General features: G+C 56.3%; 19 protein-coding genes and 1 pseudogene. 12 read left to right on the top strand and 8 right to left on the bottom strand.

Features of this window, described 5'->3' with window-relative positions:
* Positions 1-77: 77 nt before the first annotated feature.
* A complete protein-coding gene (locus BLU15_RS32795; protein WP_143034314.1) occupies positions 78-356 on the top strand; it encodes a hypothetical protein in 279 nt (92 codons plus the stop codon).
* A 364-nt stretch (positions 357-720) separates the two neighbouring features.
* Here BLU15_RS32795 and BLU15_RS32790 read toward each other — a convergent pair whose 3' ends face one another.
* Positions 721-1233 (bottom strand): P-loop NTPase family protein, encoded by a 513-nt coding sequence (locus tag BLU15_RS32790; RefSeq protein WP_090301150.1) that lies wholly within the window; start codon positions 1231-1233, stop codon positions 721-723.
* A gap of 188 nt (positions 1234-1421) precedes the next feature.
* Here BLU15_RS32790 and BLU15_RS32785 point away from each other — a divergent pair, with 188 nt between their 5' ends.
* The 8 genes and pseudogenes from BLU15_RS32785 to BLU15_RS32755 all read left to right on the top strand — a co-directional run bounded on the left by BLU15_RS32785 (position 1422) and on the right by BLU15_RS32755 (position 9596).
* Positions 1422-2180, top strand: a complete 759-nt coding sequence (locus tag BLU15_RS32785) for an alpha/beta hydrolase family protein (protein WP_090301148.1) — start codon at positions 1422-1424, stop codon at positions 2178-2180.
* A gap of 68 nt (positions 2181-2248) precedes the next feature.
* Positions 2249-2397, top strand: a pseudogene (locus tag BLU15_RS40355) (4-hydroxybenzoate octaprenyltransferase); the annotation flags it as partial.
* A gap of 564 nt (positions 2398-2961) precedes the next feature.
* Positions 2962-3744, top strand: a complete 783-nt coding sequence (locus BLU15_RS32780; protein WP_090301146.1) for an IclR family transcriptional regulator — start codon at positions 2962-2964, stop codon at positions 3742-3744.
* 257 nt (positions 3745-4001) lie between these two features.
* Positions 4002-4925, top strand: a complete 924-nt coding sequence (locus BLU15_RS32775) for an isocitrate lyase/PEP mutase family protein (protein ID WP_090301144.1) — start codon at positions 4002-4004, stop codon at positions 4923-4925.
* Positions 4926-4934: 9 nt separating this feature from the next.
* Positions 4935-5660, top strand: coding sequence for an aldolase/citrate lyase family protein (locus BLU15_RS32770; protein WP_090301142.1), 726 nt, complete (start codon positions 4935-4937; stop codon positions 5658-5660).
* Positions 5657-6385, top strand: coding sequence for an aldolase/citrate lyase family protein (locus BLU15_RS32765; protein ID WP_090301140.1), 729 nt, complete (start codon positions 5657-5659; stop codon positions 6383-6385). Before BLU15_RS32770 ends, BLU15_RS32765 begins: the two co-directional genes overlap by 4 nt.
* A gap of 67 nt (positions 6386-6452) precedes the next feature.
* Positions 6453-8051: an ABC transporter substrate-binding protein gene (locus tag BLU15_RS32760; RefSeq protein ID WP_176960430.1), complete on the top strand. Its 1599-nt coding sequence runs from the start codon at positions 6453-6455 to the stop codon at positions 8049-8051.
* 66 nt (positions 8052-8117) lie between these two features.
* Positions 8118-9596, top strand: a complete 1479-nt coding sequence (locus tag BLU15_RS32755) for an aldolase/citrate lyase family protein (RefSeq protein ID WP_090301136.1) — start codon at positions 8118-8120, stop codon at positions 9594-9596.
* 117 nt (positions 9597-9713) lie between these two features.
* Here BLU15_RS32755 and BLU15_RS32750 read toward each other — a convergent pair whose 3' ends face one another.
* From BLU15_RS32750 to BLU15_RS32720, 7 genes are all read right to left on the bottom strand, one after another.
* Positions 9714-11222 (bottom strand): tripartite tricarboxylate transporter permease, encoded by a 1509-nt coding sequence (locus BLU15_RS32750; RefSeq protein ID WP_090301134.1) that lies wholly within the window; start codon positions 11220-11222, stop codon positions 9714-9716.
* A gap of 14 nt (positions 11223-11236) precedes the next feature.
* Complete coding sequence (locus BLU15_RS32745; RefSeq protein ID WP_090301132.1) at positions 11237-11671, bottom strand: tripartite tricarboxylate transporter TctB family protein; 435 nt, start codon at positions 11669-11671, stop codon at positions 11237-11239.
* The gene (locus BLU15_RS32740; RefSeq protein WP_090301130.1) at positions 11668-12651 is read right to left on the bottom strand and encodes a tripartite tricarboxylate transporter substrate binding protein; all 984 of its coding nucleotides are present in this window, start codon (positions 12649-12651) and stop codon (positions 11668-11670) included. The genes BLU15_RS32745 and BLU15_RS32740 overlap by 4 nt, the downstream gene beginning before the upstream one ends.
* 51 nt (positions 12652-12702) lie before the next feature.
* Positions 12703-13011, bottom strand: coding sequence for a DUF4387 domain-containing protein (locus tag BLU15_RS32735; RefSeq protein ID WP_090301128.1), 309 nt, complete (start codon positions 13009-13011; stop codon positions 12703-12705).
* The gene (locus BLU15_RS32730) at positions 13004-14383 is read right to left on the bottom strand and encodes an acyclic terpene utilization AtuA family protein (protein WP_210187486.1); all 1380 of its coding nucleotides are present in this window, start codon (positions 14381-14383) and stop codon (positions 13004-13006) included. The genes BLU15_RS32735 and BLU15_RS32730 overlap by 8 nt, the downstream gene beginning before the upstream one ends.
* A gap of 356 nt (positions 14384-14739) precedes the next feature.
* The gene (locus BLU15_RS32725; protein WP_176960429.1) at positions 14740-15711 is read right to left on the bottom strand and encodes an isocitrate lyase/PEP mutase family protein; all 972 of its coding nucleotides are present in this window, start codon (positions 15709-15711) and stop codon (positions 14740-14742) included.
* Between the two features lie 178 nt (positions 15712-15889).
* On the bottom strand, positions 15890-17494 hold the full coding sequence (locus BLU15_RS32720) for an ABC transporter substrate-binding protein (RefSeq protein ID WP_090301123.1): 1605 nt from the start codon (positions 17492-17494) through the stop codon (positions 15890-15892).
* Positions 17495-17711: 217 nt separating this feature from the next.
* Between BLU15_RS32720 and BLU15_RS32715 the strand changes: the two genes are divergently transcribed.
* The 3 genes from BLU15_RS32715 to BLU15_RS32705 all read left to right on the top strand — a co-directional run bounded on the left by BLU15_RS32715 (position 17712) and on the right by BLU15_RS32705 (position 20512).
* A complete protein-coding gene (locus BLU15_RS32715) occupies positions 17712-18431 on the top strand; it encodes a lysozyme family protein (RefSeq protein WP_090301121.1) in 720 nt (239 codons plus the stop codon).
* Between the two features lie 51 nt (positions 18432-18482).
* Entirely contained in the window at positions 18483-19385 is a 903-nt protein-coding gene (locus BLU15_RS32710; RefSeq protein WP_090301119.1) for an NHL repeat-containing protein, read from the top strand.
* 119 nt (positions 19386-19504) lie between these two features.
* Positions 19505-20512 carry a helix-turn-helix transcriptional regulator gene (locus BLU15_RS32705; protein ID WP_090301117.1) on the top strand — a complete coding sequence of 336 codons (1008 nt, stop codon included), beginning with the start codon at positions 19505-19507 and terminating at the stop codon, positions 20510-20512.
* Positions 20513-20936: the final 424 nt, after the last annotated feature.

Below are 20936 nucleotides of genomic sequence, written 5' to 3'. Positions count from 1 at the left end.
CCACCGCTCGTTGCTGTCCTGATCCTTCCGGTCTATGATTTTGAGAATGGCAGTCACGAACTTAAAGGTGAATGACCATGTCGAGCTTCACGGAAGCGCTGCCCTACCTGTTCACGGGCTTCTTCGGCGCGGTGCTGGCCTGGATTCTCTACTGGTTCGTCCGGTCACTGTTGTTCTACTGGCGGAACGGCTGGGATTTCTCCGTGGACTTCGGCCCGCCGATGGCCTGGGGCAATGAGTTCCAAACATCCAACGAGTTGCGGCCGCGCGAGAAAGTCATGTGTGGCTATCCTGTTGCCCTGCTGATCAGCACCTACCTATTCGGTATCTCGGTCCACCTCTTCTGGGGCCACTGAGGGGTTTTTCTGTTTCGGCGCAATGGTGGAGCCGCCAAGCTGAAATCGGGCCGAACGCAAAAGATGAGTCGCGACCTGGGGTTTGGCAGCATCCTGCGGCTACCGCCGGACTTTGAAACGACTCCGGCGCTGAGAGTTGCCTTTCGCCCCAAGCGCAGGAAATATGTTTGATTATGGGGTCGGTTCCGGCTTGACACTCTAAGCCGTTGCTTCCTTGGGTCATAGGTCAGTAATATGTGTGCCCAACCAATCGGAGAGATATGCGCCAGAAGTTCGGGAGGCACGTCAGGTCCTTCATTCCGCCGCTCTGCGACTGCATGCAGAGCCGCTCAAGCGCGAGGGGCACCTTCTCGTCAGTGAAAGCTTAGAGCGCCATTGGGCCCCGTCCCACAAACGTTTCCAAGAAGGCCCCAATCTCCGAGCGGCTGCACAGCTTTAACTTATGCAACGGATGCACCTCGAAAAAGCGCTCATGGGCTTCGAAAGAATTCAGGTGGTTCTTCCGAAGACGATAACCGCGCGTGTATTCTAACAGTTCCTCGAACTGCTCCTCAGTTCCGCCATCTGCTTGGCCTCGTTGCAGGAGGTTGGAAATGCACTCCTCGTCGGAGATATCGAGCCAAATCAGCGTTGTCACACGCGGGAGTACTTGCCGGATGATCGAACCGTAAATGCCCTCCATCACCCAAGAGCTCTCGTCCATAGCCCGGGCCACCAATCGGTCACGCTCTTCGCGTGGACGCTCGCCGGCAAAATTCGGCATCCAATGGAAGGCATCGAGGTGATGCGCAGCGTGTTGCAGCCTGTGGGTCAGCTGTGTGGCCAACCACGTCTTGCCACTTCCTCCGTTCCCCATGATGAAAATTCTGTCCATCATTCGTTCGTCTCGCTGAAAGTTGGGCCGCAGGTGATAGTAAAGGCATCAATGTCAAATTGCCGGGGGTTGTAAAGATCCTCACCGGACTGGTCGAATGGGGAAACGGTCTCGGCCGGCACGCGCCCGTCAGTCATTGACAGGATGTGATGCCCCCGTATCCTCGCTCAAAAGATCAACCGGTGATAGCGATGTCGGCAATAACGGAACATTTGATTGATCGGGGCGATGGTACTGCTGTTGAGCTTTTCTTGGCTCAGCCCTCAGCGGCCAAACCAGCTGGCGCGCTACTGTTCGTGCATGGCTATCAGCGGGGACTTTTTCTCGGCGGAAGAGAAGCTGTTGATGACGGATCGTTGCTCTATTTCTCATCTCGCCTGAATGTGACGGCGGCAGCAGTTTCGCAGCCCGGTTTTGGTGCATCCGACGGCCCCGCCGACTTCTGCGGACCGGATACTCAACGAGCGATTGTGGTTGCCTTAGACTTCCTCAAGGGCTTACCAACAGTCGATCCCGCTCGTATTGTGCTCTACGGAAACAGCCGGGGGGCCGTCGCTTCCGCGATGGTTGCCGCACAGGTACCCGACCTTCGAGCAATCATATTGGCGAGCGGCGTCTACGATCTCGAAGAGGTGTATCGAAACAGTTCGCGGGGCGTACAACGGGCCATTGAGACCGAGGCAGGGCTTTCGCCTAAAGCGTTTTGGGATCGCTCTGCAATGTATCACTGCGACAAAATCCGTGCAGAAACATTACTCTTGCATGGAAAGTCTGATGACCGCGCGCCGTTTGATCAGGCCGAGAAATTTGCGGGAACTCTTTCGAAGGCTGGGCAGTTAGTGTCGCTCCGTACCTTTGAGAGTGGGCATCGCATCCCACGCCAACAAACTTTCCCAATCCTTCGAGATTTTCTCATGAGAGTGTTCACTTCGACTTCTGCGTATCACTGAGGCGATGGCTGCTTCGAGCCGATTGCGGACCAACTGGGCCCTCCGGAACGCGCGCCAATAGCTGTTGGGCCGTTGCATGGCAGATCGGCTATGACGCCGTCTATGCTACATCGATAGCAAGGACGATGCTGATTTGGGCCTCAGATCAACAGCCATCCTGCTCGGAGAATGCGGAAAGGTCTGGCTTGGCGCATTCTACGCGTTGACCGTCGCCGCCTAGTCAATCGGAGTGCGGCCGGACTCGCTTAGGGTGTCATTTCGCCCTCAGCCGGAACCGACCCATCGTCGGCAATCTGGATATGTCCTGCCTGAAGGCTTTTCAGCCATTCCATCGCCCTTCGGTTGAAGGACGCGGGTCGGCGGACCGTTGACCGTTGGCGAGTTTCGCCTGTGTGATGAAAAGAGCAGATTTCGGGGTAGGCGGACAAATGAAGGCCTCATCGCGGGTGACGAGGCCACACTGCCCTCATTAGTGATGAAACACGCTTCAGGATCCCGGAGGGCGGGGATGCGAATGCAAATGTTGCCTGCTAGGGTTGGCTGTGTAGAAAGATGGCCTAAATAGTTAATAAAAACAAAGACTTAATCGCATAACGTGGATTATGGAACTGGCGCTCCCCTATTTGAGGAGCGACAAGAAGGCGTGAGTGAGGATCGCCCGCAGGCGAAACCTGGGCGGTGATTTGCGGTGTCAAGCTCGCCCCCGCTCTCCCCGAGTTGCCACGTTGAGAAACAACGTGCTACGGACTTGAGACGGAAGATTAGTCAACGGCGTTCTTGAATGACGGCAAAGGCGAACGAAAAGGGATATTTGGTTAACTCGGTAGATCGAGCGATCGATATCCTTGAAGCGTTCACGCAGCGCCAACCAATGATGTCTCTTGGCGAAGTCGCGAGGGAAGCAAATCTCTCGAAGGCAACCGCCTATCGATTGTTGACCACGTTGCAGGCTCGCGGTCTGATCGGGAAAAGGGCTGACAATCAGTATTTCTGCCTCGGTCCATCGATTTCTGCCCTGGCGGCAGTTCGTACTTCGCACACTGGTCTGTTGGACGTTTCCGTGCCCGAGATGAAAAGCGTCCGCGACGACCTCGATGAGACAGTTTCGATCGGCTCGCGGTCGGGTGATGAGAGAGTGCAGCTCTATCAACTAGAAGGCTTCCGGTTGCCCAGGCGGGGTTCAATGAGCGGTGATCGGTCGCCGCTTTATGCTGGTGCCTCGAACAAGCTATTGCTCGCGGCTATGTCGGATGCCGAAATAGAGAACTATCTGGCAAACGGAAGCTTTCGCGCTTTCACGGAGAATACGATCGTCGATCGGGCCTCACTTTGGGATGAAGTGGCGAGCATCCGGCGCCAGGGCTATGCCGAAAGCAACAGCGAGAAGTTTCTAGGCGGTGCGTCGCTCGCTGCCCCCATCTACAATGCCGAAAGGCACATCATCGCCGCCCTGAGCGTTTCCATCCCGATAGAGCGTTTTGATGACGCTCACAAGCAACGTTGTCTGGCGCGCATCATCGAAGCGGCCCACAGCATTTCAAGCGAACTGGGTTATCGTCTGTAGGGCGCTGCGCCCCGACTTTGCTGGATCCTTCCCAATTTTTTGCCAAACAGTCGCTACTCCTGTGCCTAGCGTGGCTTGTTAGATCGCAATTGCGGCCGTGATTCTGGCTGCACACGGTCAGTCGGCGTTATGATATTATGGTTTCATCTAGTGAGACCGAAATATCACTTTACAGAACCGATTTTTCATATAACGTTTGATTAGTACCGCCTGATACAACCAGATTCTCATTCTCAATTGCTATCATCGGAGTTCCCATGCCAGATCGAGCGACTTCCGCAGCCAAGATGCGCGCCCTGCTCAAGGGTGACAAACCCATACTTCGCATGTCGGTTGCTGATCCAATGACAGCGCGAATGGCTCAACATGCCGGCTTCGACAGCCTGGTTGTAGGCGGCTACATGCTCGGCGCGCAAAGCTGCCTGACTGAACCGATCATCGACATGACTCAAAACTGGGAAGCCTCTCGTAAGGTCCAGGCAGCCGTGGATATCCCTGTTTCTGTCGATGCAGGCGCGGGATACGGCGAAGCAATTCAGGTGTGGCATACCGTAAGGCAGATGGAAGCTGCCGGCCTCGCGGCATTGCAAATGGAAGATCAGCTTTTCCCAAAGCGCGCCCACTACCATCGCGATTTCCAGGAAAACACGATTGAACTTGGCCACATGCTCGAAAAGCTGAGCGCCGCCTTCGAAGCGAGAAAGGATCCGGATTTCTGCATTTTCGCCCGTACAGATACCCTGAAGACCCATGGCTACGATGAGGCAATCCGCCGGGCCAATGCATTTCTAGATGCAGGGGCCGACGCGATCATCCTCTTCCCGAATACGATGGAGGAACTTGAGCGAGCGCCGAAAGACGTCAAGGGGCCACTGACTACGATCGTCAGTCATGGCAACCGCGTTGGCCGGCCGGTGTTGTCGGCCAGTGAACTCGCCGACATGGGCTACAAGATCATCTCCTACCCCATCACAACTGGTCTGGTAATTTATCAGTCGCTCATGGAGACCTATCGCGAGATCACACGGACCGGTCGCGCTGAACTTGACCACGAGGAAATGGTGAAGGTTCGCCTCGAACTGGAGGATACGATCGGTCTTCCCGAACTCTATGCAATAGAAGAGCGGACGACGGAAAAGCCGGGTTCCGCTATTCATCAAAATCGCCAGCAAGCCCGTTGAGGCCTCACCATGGCGAACCGTGTCCGAAAACTCATAGAAAAGGGCGCGCCGGCGATCGGCGCGCATGCCAAGATACCCAGCCCCACAGTCGTGGAGATTGCAGCCAACGCGGGTTTGGATTTCGTCAGAGCCGATCACTACCATTGGCCGTACGACGAACACACGCTTCGCGCGATCGCTGACACCGCAGCCGCTCTCGATATTACGCCTTGGGTCCGATGCGCCTGCGACCCGATCATCATTACCTCCATGCTGGAATACGGCTTTCGCGGATTCACACTGCCGTGTGTCGCATCCGCCAGTCAGGCGTCCATGGCAGTCCAAACCATCGATCGCTTCGTCGAGAAAGCGGTCGGGATTGAACGGGAGGACATCCTACTTGGATGCGCCATAGAAAACCGGGAGGGCTTGGAGAGTTTTGAGAAGATCGCCGCGCTCTCCGGCGTCGACGTCTTGTCAACGGGTCCCTCGGACTTGGCATTCGCCTTGGGTGAACGCGATAAATCCAGCGCGAAGGTCCAAGCTGAGTATACCCGTATCCTCGAGCAATCGATTTCGCGAGGCAAGAACGTCTACCTCTCCACACGCACGTCCCCGACGGAATGGGAAAAAACCCGTGTGTGGATCCGCAAGGGCGCGCGCATCATCATCATAGAAGAAGAATATCGCGTGCTGATGAAGCACCTTCTTGCCAGTGAGACCAGCCCGTCCAAGCACGAAGAGAAGCAACCGTGACAAAAGAAGATAAACTTGGCGCAAAGTTCTATTCGGTCTCACAGCTGGTTGGCGCAAGGTCACCCTCCAAAGGTCTGATCGTCAGCATACCATCCGCCGCTGCGGTTGAAATTGCCGGCATAAGCGACTGTGATCTCGTGATCCTGGATGATCGCTCCGCCGAAATGACCCGGGAGAAGACCGACGCGATGGTGCGCGCAGCCTATGCGCATGGCCTTTGTGCTCTGACACTTTCGAATGCTGATGCATGGGAGATCATGAGCCAGCTTGACACGGGCGCTCACGGTTTGGTCGTGCGGGGCGTGAAGACTGCCGCCGACGCCCGAGCCGTCGTCGCGCGAGCGCACTTCCCCCCTGTAGGTGAGCGCGAGGCAAACAAACCCCTGCGCTTTCAGCGGATGACAATGGACGAATTCGCTAGTTGGACCCTGGAGAACATCTTCGTGTCAGTCCTTGTCGACACGGACGAAGCGATCCTGAACATTCGAGAAATTGTCCAGGTTCATGGCATCCACGGCGTCGTGCTTTGTCCGGGGGAACTGGGAACACAGAAGTTTACAGCGAAACAAGTTGAGCACGCCCGAGCGGTTGTTGCGGAAAGCGGCGCTTTGTTGATTGCAACCGCCGCCCCTCACCAACCATCACCCGACGTCACTCTCCTGGGCTCAGACCGGACGATTCTGGGCGAAGCCTACCAGAGAACGGCAATCCATTTGCGGGGATAGAGCGGAGGCGCGAGCCAATCGAGAAATGGGCGCTCGGAATGGGTTTTTGTCAGAAAGGGAGGACAGTATGACAAAGCTAATTACCGGAAATACCAGGCGCGAATTCCTGACCAATATGGGCCTGATGGCCGCAGCATTTTCGTTTGGAGCCACGACGCTCCCCAGCATTTCATCTGCAAAACAAAACAAGGGCGGAACCGTCAACATCCGCCTGTCGAGCGACCCAAGTTCGTTTGACCCCATAGCAAATACCTCGTCGATCGCCATCGCCATTCTCTCCCCGTGTTACAGTTCGCTGGTGTCCTATGACCAAGCTGACCCGAGCAAAATTGTCGGCGACCTCGCCAATGCGTGGAACGTGTCTGACGACGGATTGACCTACACATTTGAGCTGGAGCCATCCGCCAAGTTCCATGATGGCGCCCCGCTCACTGCGGCTGATGTGAAGTTCACTTTCGATCGCGTGCGCAATCCCCCGGCAGGCGTCAGCAGCGCACGAAAGAATCTCTTTCGCATGGTGTCGGACATTGCCACTCCGGACGCGCAGACCGTCGTATTCAAACTTCAGCGTCCAGCACCCGTGTTTCTGGCGACTCTGGCATCGGCCTGGATGGTCGTACTCCCCAAGCATCTGTTGGAGTCGGGTAGTCTCAAAGACCAGATCGTCGGCTCGGGACCTTTTAAGTTCGAGCAATACACAAGGGGAGTAAGCGTGAAGCTCGCCCGCAACCCCGACTACTATCGGGCCGGAAAGCCCCTCGTAGACAAGCTCGCTTTCTATATTGTGCCCGAAGACAGCACGGCATACGCCACTCTGCTCAACGGACAGATCGATATCTTTAGTGAAATCGATGGACAACAGGCTGCTGATACGAAGCTTCGCTATGGCGACAAAATCGCCACCTTGGAGGCGCCCAGTCTTTCAGCAGATGGGATCAGCCTCAATGTTGGCCGGAAACCATTCGACGATCTGAGGGTGCGAGAGGCAATCAGCCTCGCCATTGACCGAAGGGCCGCGATTAAGTTTGCGATGCAGGGATACGCAACTGAGGGCGGATTTCTGCCACCTGGACCATGGGCACTGTCCCCGGAGCAATTAGAAACTGTATCGGGATACTCCGGCAACGTTGCGGACAATCGATCGGCGGCAAGAAATCTCCTCAAAGACGCGGGATACGGTACCGGCTTCGAGGTGAAGATCCTGGCGCGAAAGGGAGTTTCGACGCACGAAGCGCGAGCAATCACTGTGAAGGAACAACTCGCGGAAATCGGCATCAAGGTGACAGTCGATCTCAAGGAAAGTGCAACCTACTTCGATCAGATCAACAAGCACGACTTCGACATGGCCACTACCCAGATCGGTGGTCTCGGGAATGATCCGGACCTGATTTTCGGGGAGTACCACACGAGCGAAGGATCTACCAATTATGCGGGCATGAAGGATCCGGTCGTTGATGCCCTGTTTTCGCGGCAATCCGTGGAACCCGACACGGAGAAACGCAAAGAAGTCGTCGACGACATGAACATCAAAGCGCTCAAGAACTATGCGTTTCTGGTGTTTTTTTGGAAAACCGATTTCACCTCGTTCTCAAAGAGGCTCCACGAATACTATCTGCACTCTCAAGCGGACAACAATCGCAAAATGGATGGCGTCTGGCTGGGCTAGTTTCCCCTATCGTTAAACAGCATCCTTAATTCAGCGGCGGCGTGTGTTCTGCGCGCGCGCGCCACGATGATGGGTATTCAAGACATGAACAAGGTTCGCCGCTTGTGGGCTGAAGATCGCGTTGCGATCGGCGCCCACGTGAAAATTCCTACCCCCGCGTTGGTCTTGGCTGCAGCAGAGGCTGGCTGCGCCTTCGTTCGCTTCGACCTCTACCACTGGCCTTACAATCAGCAAACGCTGGAAGCCCTTACAAATGCTGCAAGGAGTGCTTCGATCTCGCCATGGGTTCGCTGTCGAAACGATGCCAATGAGATTACCCGCTCGCTGCAGATGGGCGTGGAAGGCTTCATGATACCTTGCGTCGGAAGTGCCGAAGAAGCCCGCCACGCAGCCAAAGCGCTAAGCGCCTGCGCCGGCAGTGAAAGACCTATTCTGGCCTGCGCAATCGAAAACAGCTCGGGGTTGAACAATTTCGACGAGATCATTGCCGTCAAGGAAGTCGACATCATCTCGACTGGCCCCTCGGACCTCGCATTTGCCCTCGGAATATCCGATCGTTGGGATCCACGGGTACGCCGACTCTATGATGAGGTCCTCGCGAAAGGTCTGGCCGCCGGCAAACAGATCTACATGACCGGTCAATCCAATCCAGAATCGGTTCAACGGCTTAAGGGATGGGTAGAGCGCGGGTTGCGGGTGATCAACATCGAGGAGGAGTATCATATCGAAACTCGTAGCTACAGGCCCTTGATCGAAGAACTGCGCCGCGGATCCGCGACAGATACAAGTACCGGCGAGAGTGGCCGGCATGTTATGAAGAACAGGCTTGGCAACGAGCAAACTGTTGTCGGAATGGCCCTAAGCTTTACCCCACCGGCAACCGTCGACGTTGCCAGTCTTATGGCACCAGATTTTGTTCTCTTCGAAAACGCCTTCGACGAAACCGGTCAGGAAACGCTCGAAAACCTTATCCGTGCTGCCGTGTCGCACAATATCGTGCCCTGGGCAAAGTGCGAGAACGACCCGTATCAGATCATGCGCACGCTTGATCTCGGAGCGACAGCGCTGACTGTCTTGAACGTGAACTCCAAAGAGGCTGCACTCCAGTGCATTCGATCGGCCTGGTTTCCGCCTTGCGGCGACCGTGAGGCCAACCGGCCATATCGAACGCAACATATCCCGGCAGCCGCCTATGGAGAATGGAGTCGTCAGCATACTTTCATTGCCTGCGAGATCAGCGACCAGAAAGGGCTCTTGAATGCGCTCCAGATTGCCGACACCGACGGGGTAGACGCCATTGTTGTCGACGTCCGGAGGCTGAAGGCCGGGATGAATGTTCTGCGGGACCTCGCAGACTATCTCCAGCCACTTGGAAAGCACCTCATGGTTGAAGGTTGGCCCGAACCGGGTCTCTTGCGCATGCAAGCGGAGCTCGGCGCGAAACTGATCGTACTTGGACCCGAGCGTGATAAGATCGCCGCTACGTTTTCCCAAATGGTCTCAGAGCTCTCCGGCATTAGAATTGCATTGCCGCTGGGGCTTTAGGGCTTCCCATAAAAAAGGCCGCCCAGGGGGCGGCCTTAGGTATGAAGGCTATCAAGCCTTCAGCGGGGAGCTGATCGAGGCGGCAGAAGCGCTGGTGCGAGCCGCAAGAAACCACCACTACTCGTCGTCGGCGAAGACGGGAGGCGCATTTCGTCGGTGGTGTACCAGTCGAGCTACGCCAAAAATGACGACGAGGCAGGCGGCCAGCAAGATCGTTCCGGAGATGGGGCTTTCAACGAAGACGGAGAAATTGCCGTTCGAGATCTCGAGGGCTCGGCGCATATTGGACTCCAACAGTGGACCGAGCACCATCGTCAACACCATCGGCGCGATCGGCAGGTCTATCTTCTTCATGACGTAGCCCACCGCACCGAATGCAATCGTCGTCCAGACGCCGACCATGCTGTTCATGAGCGAATAGGAGCCCACGAGCGTTAGAAGCACGATGATTGGAGCCAGCAGGGAGTACCTGACACGCAACATCTGGATCCACACAAAGGCCAGCGGCACGTTCAGCACCAGTAGAATGAAATTGCCGACGAACATGCTTGCGATCACAGCCCAGACGACATCGGGATTGTCCCGGAAAAGAAAAGGTCCGGGCGTCAGACCGTACATCATCATTCCCCCCATCAGGATCGCCAATGAGGCAGTTCCGGGAATGCCAAGCGCCAGCAAAGGAATGAAGTTCGCGTTCGCAAAGGCATTGTTGGCCGTCTCGGGCGAGGCAACGCCCTCAATCGCACCTTTGCCAAAGCGCGTGGGGTCTTTCGCCACTGCCGTTTCGGCCCCGTAGGCCAGGAATGACGCCAAAGTACCATTGGTCCCGGGGATCATGCCAATGACTGTCCCAATCAAGCTGCCTCGCGCAATCGGCGCGAAGGAGTCACGCAGATCCTTCCGAGTAGGCAGAACCGGCCCCACGTTTTCGGAAATCTTTCCGCGCACGCCCTGCTCCAGGGCGACCAAGACTTCAGAGACTCCGAATAGCCCCATGACGGCAGCGACGAAGTTCACGCCGTCGAGCATTTCGGTGCTGCCAAAAGTCAAGCGAGGGATGCCTACCACCGGATCGATGCCCACGGATGCCACAAGCAGGCCAGCAAACGCTGCCGCCATTCCCTTAGCCGCCTTAGCGCCGAGAAGTGCCGATAGCAGAGACAGGGCGAACACCATCAGGGAGAACCGCTCTGCAGGTCCCATCATGAGACCGACGGTGGCGAGCTGTGCAGCCCCGAATGCCAGGACAATCGTCGCGAAGACGCCCCCTACGAACGAGCCTATGGCCGATATCCCCAAGGCTGCCCCTGCGCGCCCCTTGCGTGCCATGGGGTTCCCGTCGATTGCCGTTATCGCGGATGAGGCTTCGCCCGGAATGTTCAGCAAAATCGTTGTGATCGTGCCGCCATAGTTGCTGCCATAGAACAATCCGGCCAGCATGATGATCGCGGCCGTAGGGGGCAGGACCGTTGTAACGGGTAGAAGTATGGCGATCGCACCGGCCGAGCCAAGTCCTGGCAAAACCCCGACCACATTCCCGAGAAGGCATCCCAGGAACGCCCAAAGCAGGTTTTCGGGCTGCAGTGCAATCATCAAGCCGTGGGCAAGTGCCTCGAGCGTCGACATTTCAGTTTCCTAACTTACAGCGGTGTACCGAGGACACCGAATAGATACTGGACGCCAAAGGCAGTTCCGACGCTTAGCAGGGCGATTGCGATCCAGTTCCTCTCGCCAGTCAGCAGAGCTGTGCCAGCCACAACCAGCACAGCGGCAGCGATGAACCCAAGGGTGTTCATCACGAAGGCGAAGAGACCCAGTAGCGCCAGTTGACAAACGATCGATCCCAATCGGTCAAAGCGTACACTTGCACTGGCATCGGAACTGGCCTGTGCCATCCAGACCAGGCACATCAAGGCAATTCCGCACGATGCGGAAAATGGAAAAAGACCAGCACCCGGGCCCGTCTCGCTCCAGATCCGCAGGCCGTGCGACAGACAAGCGGCACAAATTGCGATCGCAAGCAGCGCGAGGGGGGCAAGGTACCGTTTCAGGAGCAGGTGCGAATGCACGGTCATTTTGAAACCTGAGCCTCCACCGCCGGCTTTATCTGGTTCTCCATTTCATCCCAATACTTGGCCGTCTCGTCGGAATCGAGATAGTGAAGGCTCAACCCAAGCTTCGCCGCCTTATCACGAAGGGCTTGAGCGTCCATGGCTTTCTTTACAGCCGCCGACAGCGCCTGAATGATCTCCACGGGTGTTCCAGCAGGCGCGCTCAACGCTCGACTTGTTGCGGAAGTCATCGGATATCCCTGTTCAAACGCAGTTTTGACGCCCTGGTAGGTTTCAAGCTCCTTGTCTGTAAATACGGCAAGAAGTCGAATTTGCCCGCTTTTCGCCAACTCCACATTGGCTCCGCCAAGGTTCATCGTCATCGCATGGACGTGGCCTCCGAGAAGGTCAGCCATGCCTTCCGCTCCGCCAGCGCCGTGAACGATATTAAACTGGGCCCCGGAGATATCGGTCAGCTTTTCCAACAGCAGATGCCCCTCGCTCAGGACGCCACTATCGGAAACGGAGATCGTGCCAGGCGAGGCCTTTGTGGCTTCGATCAGATCCTTCAGCGTGGTGTAAGGAGAGTCGGCCTTTACGGCTATCCCGCCTCCATCGATGACATACATGGCGATCGGGACAAGGCTTTTGCGGTCGAAGGCGGCCTGGCGAGACTTGTCAAGGTAGATCGTGATGGCTGCCGGAAGATGCGTCCATCCGATCGTGCAGCCATCGGGTTTTGCATGCGACAATTGAGTGATGCCAATTTGAGAGCCAGCCCCCGGCACATTCTCGACTTGCACCGGAATGGCGAGAATGGCGGACATCTCAGGGGCCAAAAGTCTCGCGCCCACATCGCCGCCACCGCCTGCTGTATAGGGAACGATCATCCGGATAGTCCGGCAATGTTCAAGAAGAGGCTCGGGCGATGCCGCGTTCGTAGGTCCATATGTTGCTGCGCAAAGCACGGTGGCAGCAACAGCGGCCGCAAGTTTCCGTTTCATGCTGAGATCCTCCCAGATCTATTTGGAAGCGCCATCTCCCATGGCGCTAGTCTACTCGATTTCGAGTGTCACCAGTGGCCCGTATTGCTGGCCGCCGTAACAATCGCCGTCACCGGCATCGCATTGTCCGTAAGGGCGCGGGATGGAAATCTTGATCGCCAGCGCGGCGTCGTGCTCAAAGAAGCGGACCGTCTCGACCGGTACACGATACATCTCGGCAAAAATAGATGCCGACAGCGCACCTGAGCGGACCACCCTTTCATAGTTCTCCCTGCCATCGAACATGATGTCGAAGGTCAGGTCGAACGGACCCGCGTTCTTGGATCGAATAAGTCGCGCGAGGGTTCCAAGCTCAGCCATTTGTCACCTCCAGATAAGAAATCGGGAACATTTCATAAGGGTCGTCAGGGATGACAACGTGGTTCAAGTTAAAACGATACGCCGCGCCGCGGTTGATTTCCGCCGGCGAGTACGGGTAGGCGATCCCAGTAATAAGGCCGCCCCATTCCGGGATCGGATAGTGAACCGCGAGGTGAGCAAACGATTTTGCGATCGTTGCGCTTACGGCTTCCTCGTTGGCGGTGACCGTGAACACCAATCCGACTTCTGCCGGTGTTTCCGGGTTTGGCTCAAGTTTTCCCATCGTGCCGTCACGGCCGTAGATGCGATGATGGATCGAGTAGTCCGAAGGGCCAACAGACCCTCCGAAAATCTCCTGCACCCGCTCCTGCATCTTCGTTTTCATGTTCGCAAGCCAACTGTCCAGCTGGCGCAAGATATAGGGATCGCGGACGCCACCAATGATCACATGTTGATATCCAACCAACTCGGCGCCTTCGAGCTTGATGGTGTATTGTTCGGAGTGCCTGAACGTGGACCCATAGACACGCACTGATCTTTCGGACGCCTGCTCGTAGCGCGCCGCAGAAGAATCGATGATACCGCTTGGTTCAGTGACCAGATGCGGATCAGCGTTCTCATAGAGCGTGTGGGAAGCGATGCTCTGTGGCGTTACATAGTTTTCGAGGTCAAGGGGCTCGACTTCGAAATGATCCTGCCGGATCCAAGCAAACATGCTGTCGGGTCTCTTCCTGTTGACGGAAGCGGACGCGCCACACTCGATTGTTTTGGCCGCATGCCACACCGGTCCAGGAGAAATCCCCTGAAGGAGGGGATAGGCGGAATACAGCGATGTATCCGAGGACCTGCCCGCAAGGACCACGTCGGCTCCACTTTCGAGGGCCGCTTGAATAGGCTCCGGGCCCATCATGCCGACAATGTGCGTACTGCGATCGAAAACCTGTTCATCGATCTGGGGAGCATTCGCCAGTGGCAGGATCCTTCCCTCTCTGAAGCGCTGGATCAGATATGGAACGTCCTGCTCGCTTCGAATGACCGCGAGCTTGAACGACAGCCCCTCTTCCCTCGCGATCTCAAGCACGATGCTCTTCACGCGCTCCACGCCGGCATCCCCGCCGGCAGTACCGCATGAGCCAACGATCATTGGAATCTTCAACCGATCGCGCCCTCGCAACATGATCCGCAGATCGCGCTTCAGGCTCTTTGACGGGTGAGTACCCGATCCCTCGCCGAGCGAGGTCGGTCCACCGTCGGTCGACCCTCCGTCGCAGGCGATGACGTGCGGCAGAAGGCTCAGACCGCGCTCAAATGATTTCTCCGAAAATCCCGCCCCCAGCATTCCGGTCGCGGCCAGTATTCGAACTTCGTTCACTGTCGTGTTCCTCGATTTTTGTCTCCTCGTTTTTCGCTCTTTTGAGGCCATTGTAACAAGCGATTAACACGCGTTTTGTACGGAGAAAAATGCAAAACAGAACTACAGGTCTCGTGAATAGAGATCGTGCCCTGATCTGCCAAGCGTGATGTTGCCACCGAGGCGAAAATCACGTCACTACGCTCGAAGTTCGCCCGATCCATGGACGCTAGAAGCCGCCCAATGGCGGATTGGATGCGTCGCGCTCTGCGTTCCACTGATCTCGGCGGTCGATTGGATCAACGAACTTGTGCCAGGTTAAACAAAAAAGCACCCGCTTCGGGCGGGTGCTTGTATGGCCTGTTTTGTCAAAATGGTCAGCTTCGACGAGGTGACGCGTGATGGCCCACGCGAGGGTCGTAAAGACCAATAGTGTTATCGTATTTTGCCAGCACCTCGGCCGAGAGATATTTCCGCTCCATCTCCACGATTTCTGGGAAGCCGGAAAGATCAAACCCTCCAAACCCGCCAAGCGGATGATCCTTCACCCTGTCCATAAACTCATTGTAGGGATCCATTCCTCGCGTCTTCATATCCCCGAGCATGTCCCACATCGCTACAAGGCCCGCCTTGAAGTACATGGTGCCGCTCGTCATGCAAAGGCCAAGGTCCTGCATCTGCTGAAGAGTCAGTTGCGGCTCGATGGCGCGAGCCGTACATGTGAACAGTCCGCCCACTTCATCCCGAACGCGTTCAATTTCCTCAATCGACTGCAGTGCCTCTATGTATAGCATATCGACGCCAGCGGCGCGGTAGGCCCTTGCCCGGCGGATAACTTCGTCCATGCCGCCCCCAACGGCCGTTCTCGCGTCGGTACGAGCGATGAGAACGAAATCAGGATCGAGCTCATTGCGGAGATCGACCGCCGCGCGGTATTTCCCCACGGCCTCTTCAAGCGAGATAAGTTCCTTCCCCTTAACGAAGCCACAGCGCTTGGGCGCCACCTGATCCTCGAAAAACAAGCCGGCGGCCCCCGCTTGAATAATATCTCGAACCGTTCGCCGAACATTGATCGCGTTGCCAAAGCCGGTATCGCAATCGACGATGACCGGGATTTTCACAGCGTTGCAGACGCGTCTGGCGTTTTCGACCACTTCCGTTTGGGTAATCAGACCTGCGTCGGGCATTCCAAGAACGTGGGCCGCCATATTGGCGCCCGACAGGCCCACCGCCTTAAAGCCTTGTGCTTCGGCGATCTGAGCGTGAATTGCGATCGCGATGCCCGGTCGCAACAGGATTTCCTCGGCTTCGATCAGGCGACGCAGGACTGTGGACTTCTTCTCTGTCATTGCATTGGTACCCATGTTGGCGGTTTAACGACGCTGGCGGTGCGTCACGCTAACGCGCGCTCGGATTCACCGTCCAGCTGCGATTTGATCTTGGGAATGGCCACGAAGAGGGTGCGTCAACTCCCCCCCCGCAGGATGCCCACCTTGGCGAGCATCCTGCGGCGCGGCCTTGGGAGGGTTACTCCGACGACAGCCAGACGTCTTCCATACGCCTGTTGTTGTCCATCTGTGGGTGACGCAGCAGATCATGAACACGGCGCGACTGCCCAAGGAAGCTCTTGCGCCAAAAGAGCACGACCCTGTCCAGATTGCTCATGGCGCTCAGTTCGAGTTCCTTGACGAGTTGGTGCCGCTTGGCCTGGTCGAGTTCGACGGTCTGTTTTTGGAACAGGTCATCGACCTTTTTGTCGCAAATGCCCGAGAAATTGCGCCCGCCATCGCAGGTATAGAGCTCCCCGAGCACTGCGTCCGGATCATCCGCGTTTACTGTCTGCTCCCATGCGGCGATTTCGAACTTGTGGCTTGTGAGATTGTCGTAAGCCGAGGCATCTTCCTGCAAGTCAAGGGATGCCTTGACCCCGACCTCTGCAAGCTGGGCGGTCAGAAACACCCCAAGCGCTTCGTAGGACGCGCCCCGCTTCGTCATGAGCTTGGCCTCAAGTCCGTCAGCGAACCCCGCCTCCTCCAGCAGCTTGCGAGCCTTCGTCAAATCTGCTGCACGATCGGTACCGAAGCCCGGAAGCGAAGCAAGCTCTTCCTGAGACAGAGACCATACCCCTTCGGCCGGCATGAGACCACCCAGGTAGCCGTCATTCTGACGTAGCACCTTGAGGGCTTCGCGACGGTCGATCGCTAGATCCAAAGCCTGCCGTACTCGAGGATCATTCCACGGAGCCTTGGTGGCATTGAACACCAACGAACTAAACCCATAGGAAGGCGTGCCCTGGACGAGAATTTTATCGCCGAATTCTTTCTCTGCGCGTCGGCCATCCTCGCCTTGCAGGCTCTCATAGACGTGGATCTGCCCGGTGCGGAAGTATCCATAGACGGTCGCCGGATCGGGCACGATGTAGAACGTGATCCCGTCAAGATAGGGCCGATCGGAGACGTGGTAGTCGGGGTTGCGGACCAGATTGACGCTGACGCCCGTCTGATAGCTCGCAAATTTGAAGGGGCCGGAGCCCATGACGGTCTTCTTGAGATCACCACCACCCTCAACGAAGTGTTTCGGGATGATCAACATCCATCCAGTCGCCAAGTTGGTGAGAAGCGAGGGCGACGGCTGCTTCAGTTTGAAGATAACTGTGTAGTCATCTGGCGTGGTAATTTCATCAACCGCTGCCAACGCAGATTTTCGAACGCTTACGACACCTTCAGGCGGGTTGCGAATGCGGTCGAAGGTAAACTTTACGTCCGCGGAAGTGAGTGGGTGTCCGTCGTGAAAATGGGCATTGTCAACGATCTTGAAGACGATCTCCTTGCCATCTGGCGAGACGACCCAGCTCTTCGCAAGATCTCCCACGATCTTCTTCGGATCCATTGGATCAAACTTGATCAAGCTGTTGTAGCACGGCGCGATCGCGTAGAGGGTCCGTGAAGTAGAGTTGGATAGAGGATCGAAGTTCGGCGGATCAGACTGAAAATTGAACGTCAGAGTTCCGCCCTTTTCGGGCTCAGACGCATTTGCGGCGCCCGCTTCGTATGGCAGGCAGAGCGCCGCCAGACTGATCAGGGCTGCGCCGAGGAAAGATCGGCGGCGAGATTTAAGATAATAGGTTTCCATTTTCTCCTCCCAGGAAACCGCAACGTTTGGCGGCTGAGAGCAGTAATAGAACGGGCCAAAGCTTGCAAAAACCCACAATAACTCGTCCTTGAATGAGGAAATGTAAAGTCTGGAGTGACGTTACAAAAACTCCGTCTTGCGTGAGATTTGTTGCGTTGACGCGTCTGCCGTCCAATCCTATCGCTCGGTCCCTGCATCAATATAGGGAGGAGTTGAGGTGGGCGAGAATGGCCAGGTGTGCCGCGAGGGTTGGCAATGGTGGCGATCACAGCTTGATCGGCCTGATCGGGCTTGCTGGCAACCATCAGCGACACCAATTTCGGAAGCCGCAGTCACGCTGACGGTCAAAGCTTCGGTCGGCGACGAAGATCAATATCAAGCGCGCCATGCAAGACCGCATTGGCCCGGTGGTGAAGCCGGCATCACGGTCGGAATTGGTTATGACGTCGGATACACGACCAGTGCGCTTTTGACTTCCGATTGGCGGTCGCGGATCGACGAAATGCTCATTCATCGCCTCGAAGGAAAGATCGGGGTTACGGGTGAGCGCTCCAAAGGCGCGCTTGCGGACCTCTTCAAGCGCATCGAAATGCGGATCGAGTGGGAAGACGCGTTGTGGGTCCACCGCTACCGTCTGCTGCCGCGGATCACAGGAATGGTTGAGCGATCTTTTGGAAACTCGTGGCGGCTGGGTCCGAATGGGCTCGGAGCACTTGTTTCTCTGGCCTGGAACCGTGGCGTTCGTTTCGGTGACCAAGGCGAGAGCGTGGCGGCCATGCGTCAGATCGCCCACGAAATGAACTCCGGCAACTTCGCGGTCATTCCGCAGCTGATCGCTTCGATGAAGGACCTTTGGCCGGCGAATGATAGGCAAGCGCAAACGCGGCAAGCCGAGGCGGCCCTCTTCGAAGAGGGTCTGTCCGAGATCCTTCACTAAGGATCAACATCGAAACAAGCGACAAGGCAAGCAAGTGGGAGGGGATAGAAAATGACCGTGGGACAGGGGCAATTCTCCTATGATCTGGACGAAAACTGGGGGAAAATGCCCAACGGCGATCGCGTCCGCTATGTAAGCAGCATTGCGTGCGACGCAGAAGACCGTGTGTACGCCTTCTGCCGTGCCGGCGAAGCAGTCAGAATCTTCGATCAGGTCGGTGCGCTCATCACAGCCTGGGGCGAAGGGCGTTTCCTGCGTCCTCACGGCATCGGCCTGTCACCGGACGGACTGATCTATTGCGCCGACGACAAGGCCCATGTCGTGCACAGTTTCACATTCGATGGCGAGCTTGTCCGCACGTGGGGCAAGTCCGGCCAGCGCCGGGTGACCGAATTCGATGGCAGGCTGACGCCAGAAACTGAAGGCCCGATGTTCAACGCTCCGACCGACATCACATTCAGCGCCGACGGTACGATGTACATTGCCGACGGCTACGGAAACTCCGAACTCCATCGATTTGATCGCAATGGTCGCTGGACCCGTTCCTGGGGTGCCCCTGGCAGCAATCCCGGTCAATTCAAAACCGTCCACGCCGCATGCCTCGACAGCAAGGGCAGAGTAATTGTCGCAGATCGAAGCAACGACAGACTGCAGGTTTTTTCGCCGGATGGAGATCTCCTCCAGGTAATTCCGGAAGTCGTGCATCCAAACGCTATTCAGTGTGACAGGAACGACTTCATCTATTCCACCGGAAAGGGTCAGGTCGATATCCGCACTCCAGAAGGGGAACTGGTGTGCCGCTGGGGTCGTCGGTGCGTGGACGATAGAATAAAGCCATCAGAGATTTTGCATCGAGCACACGGTCTGGCGGTCGACTCTCTCGGAAATCTTTATCTTGGCGACGAGATGCACGATCATGGCGGCTTTTTGCGCAAGTACCGCCTTCGATCTTGAAACCGCTTCTATTGAGCGGCAGGCGCCGGGTAATGCCCCCATCATTGACGCGGTGCGCCATCCCCCACGCCATCAGTCGATCAAAATAGCAGTCCGTTCAGTTCCAAAGAGGATGGCAGATGGTCGCGTTCGAAACGCGTCAAACGGCCCCGGACAGTTTCGAGGCCAACTGTCGCGAATCAATTCTTCGCAGTCTACAGATGGTCGAACCAAATTGGAGATGGGTGACCGCCTCTACTTCGTCCGGGGATTGCGCGCTTACCTACAGATCCCAGAGGTTTGCCGCCGCCTCACTCATCAGGGTAGAGCATTCTGTACCACTCATGGCGACGGTCCGTCGCGATGAGGCCCGTATCAGTGTCTTTTTTGTCCGGGAGGGCGGAATTGAGGTCAGCGATCGGTTTGCTCGACGGGTCTTGTCAATACCTGCAGGCCACATTGCTGCTATCAGCGAGACGGCGGGGAAGCGATTGGTAATTCAATCGAAGAGTTCGTGGCTAGGGTTCCAGATACCTGAGCCTGCATTGCGCAAGCGTTTCGAAGACCTGACTAACCGCCCATACGTTTCGGGATTTTCGCTCGCACCCATCAGTGCTTGTCGCACCGATGTCCAGGGCTTCTACGATATACTGTGCCAGGCCGCAACGGACCTTGCCTCGGCCTCTCCCGAGGTAAAACCGAAACTTGCCGCAGCTTATCAAAACCTGGCGCTCGTCAAGCTGCTTGTGCAGTTGCCCAACAGCTTAGCCGAGGTAGTTGATCAAGGAAGCTCACTTGATGCTCCAAGCCAACTTAAGGCAGCCGAGGCCTTTATGCGGAACAATCTCCTAAATCCCGTCAAGATCGAGGATCTTGCCGACTTCGTGGGGTGCAGCCCGCGCGCGCTGCAAAGAATGTTTCGTACCTATCGCGGGGCGTCCCCCATCTCCGTCTTGAGCAGCTATCGGCTGTCTGCCGCCCACAGCGAGATCACGGCCGGACGGACTAGAAGCATATCGGACCTGGCAAAGAGCCTTCAATTTTCTAATCCCGGGCGTTTCTCGGTTCTTTACAAAGACGCCTACGGCATTAGCCCCTCTAACGCGCTTCGCTTCACGCGCCAGCCGGACGAAGAACCGACTGATTGAAGGGAGCGGAACTTCCAACAGTACAACGGAAAGCCCGAGTACCAGGACATCCCTGCAAATTCCTGTCGGATCTGGCGCAACGACCAGATGAGCTGAAGTCGCAATGGGACGGGACGTCCCAACAGTATGGCGCCGCCAGTTATGTAACTCTGGCGGCGCCGCACTGGAGTGCCCCCCTTCTCTTGAAGGCAAGTAGTCCCTAGATCATATTCAAGTCTATTTCAATTGACAATCAGCATAAATCCTCTTCGTATTTGATTTTGCAACTTACATTTAGCGATTAAGTTTGAATACTACTGAAAAATCATCATTGTACAAATTACGACGCAACTTTAGTCACGTAAATATCACAAATCAAACAATAACTTATCGACACAATTGTCGCCAACACGATAACGATCAGTAATGGAAATACTTAGTGATA

The sequence above is a fragment of the Ensifer sp. YR511 genome, from assembly GCF_900103045.1.
Classification (GTDB): domain Bacteria; phylum Pseudomonadota; class Alphaproteobacteria; order Rhizobiales; family Rhizobiaceae; genus Ensifer; species Ensifer adhaerens.
This window is presented reverse-complemented; position numbering and strand designations above follow the sequence as displayed.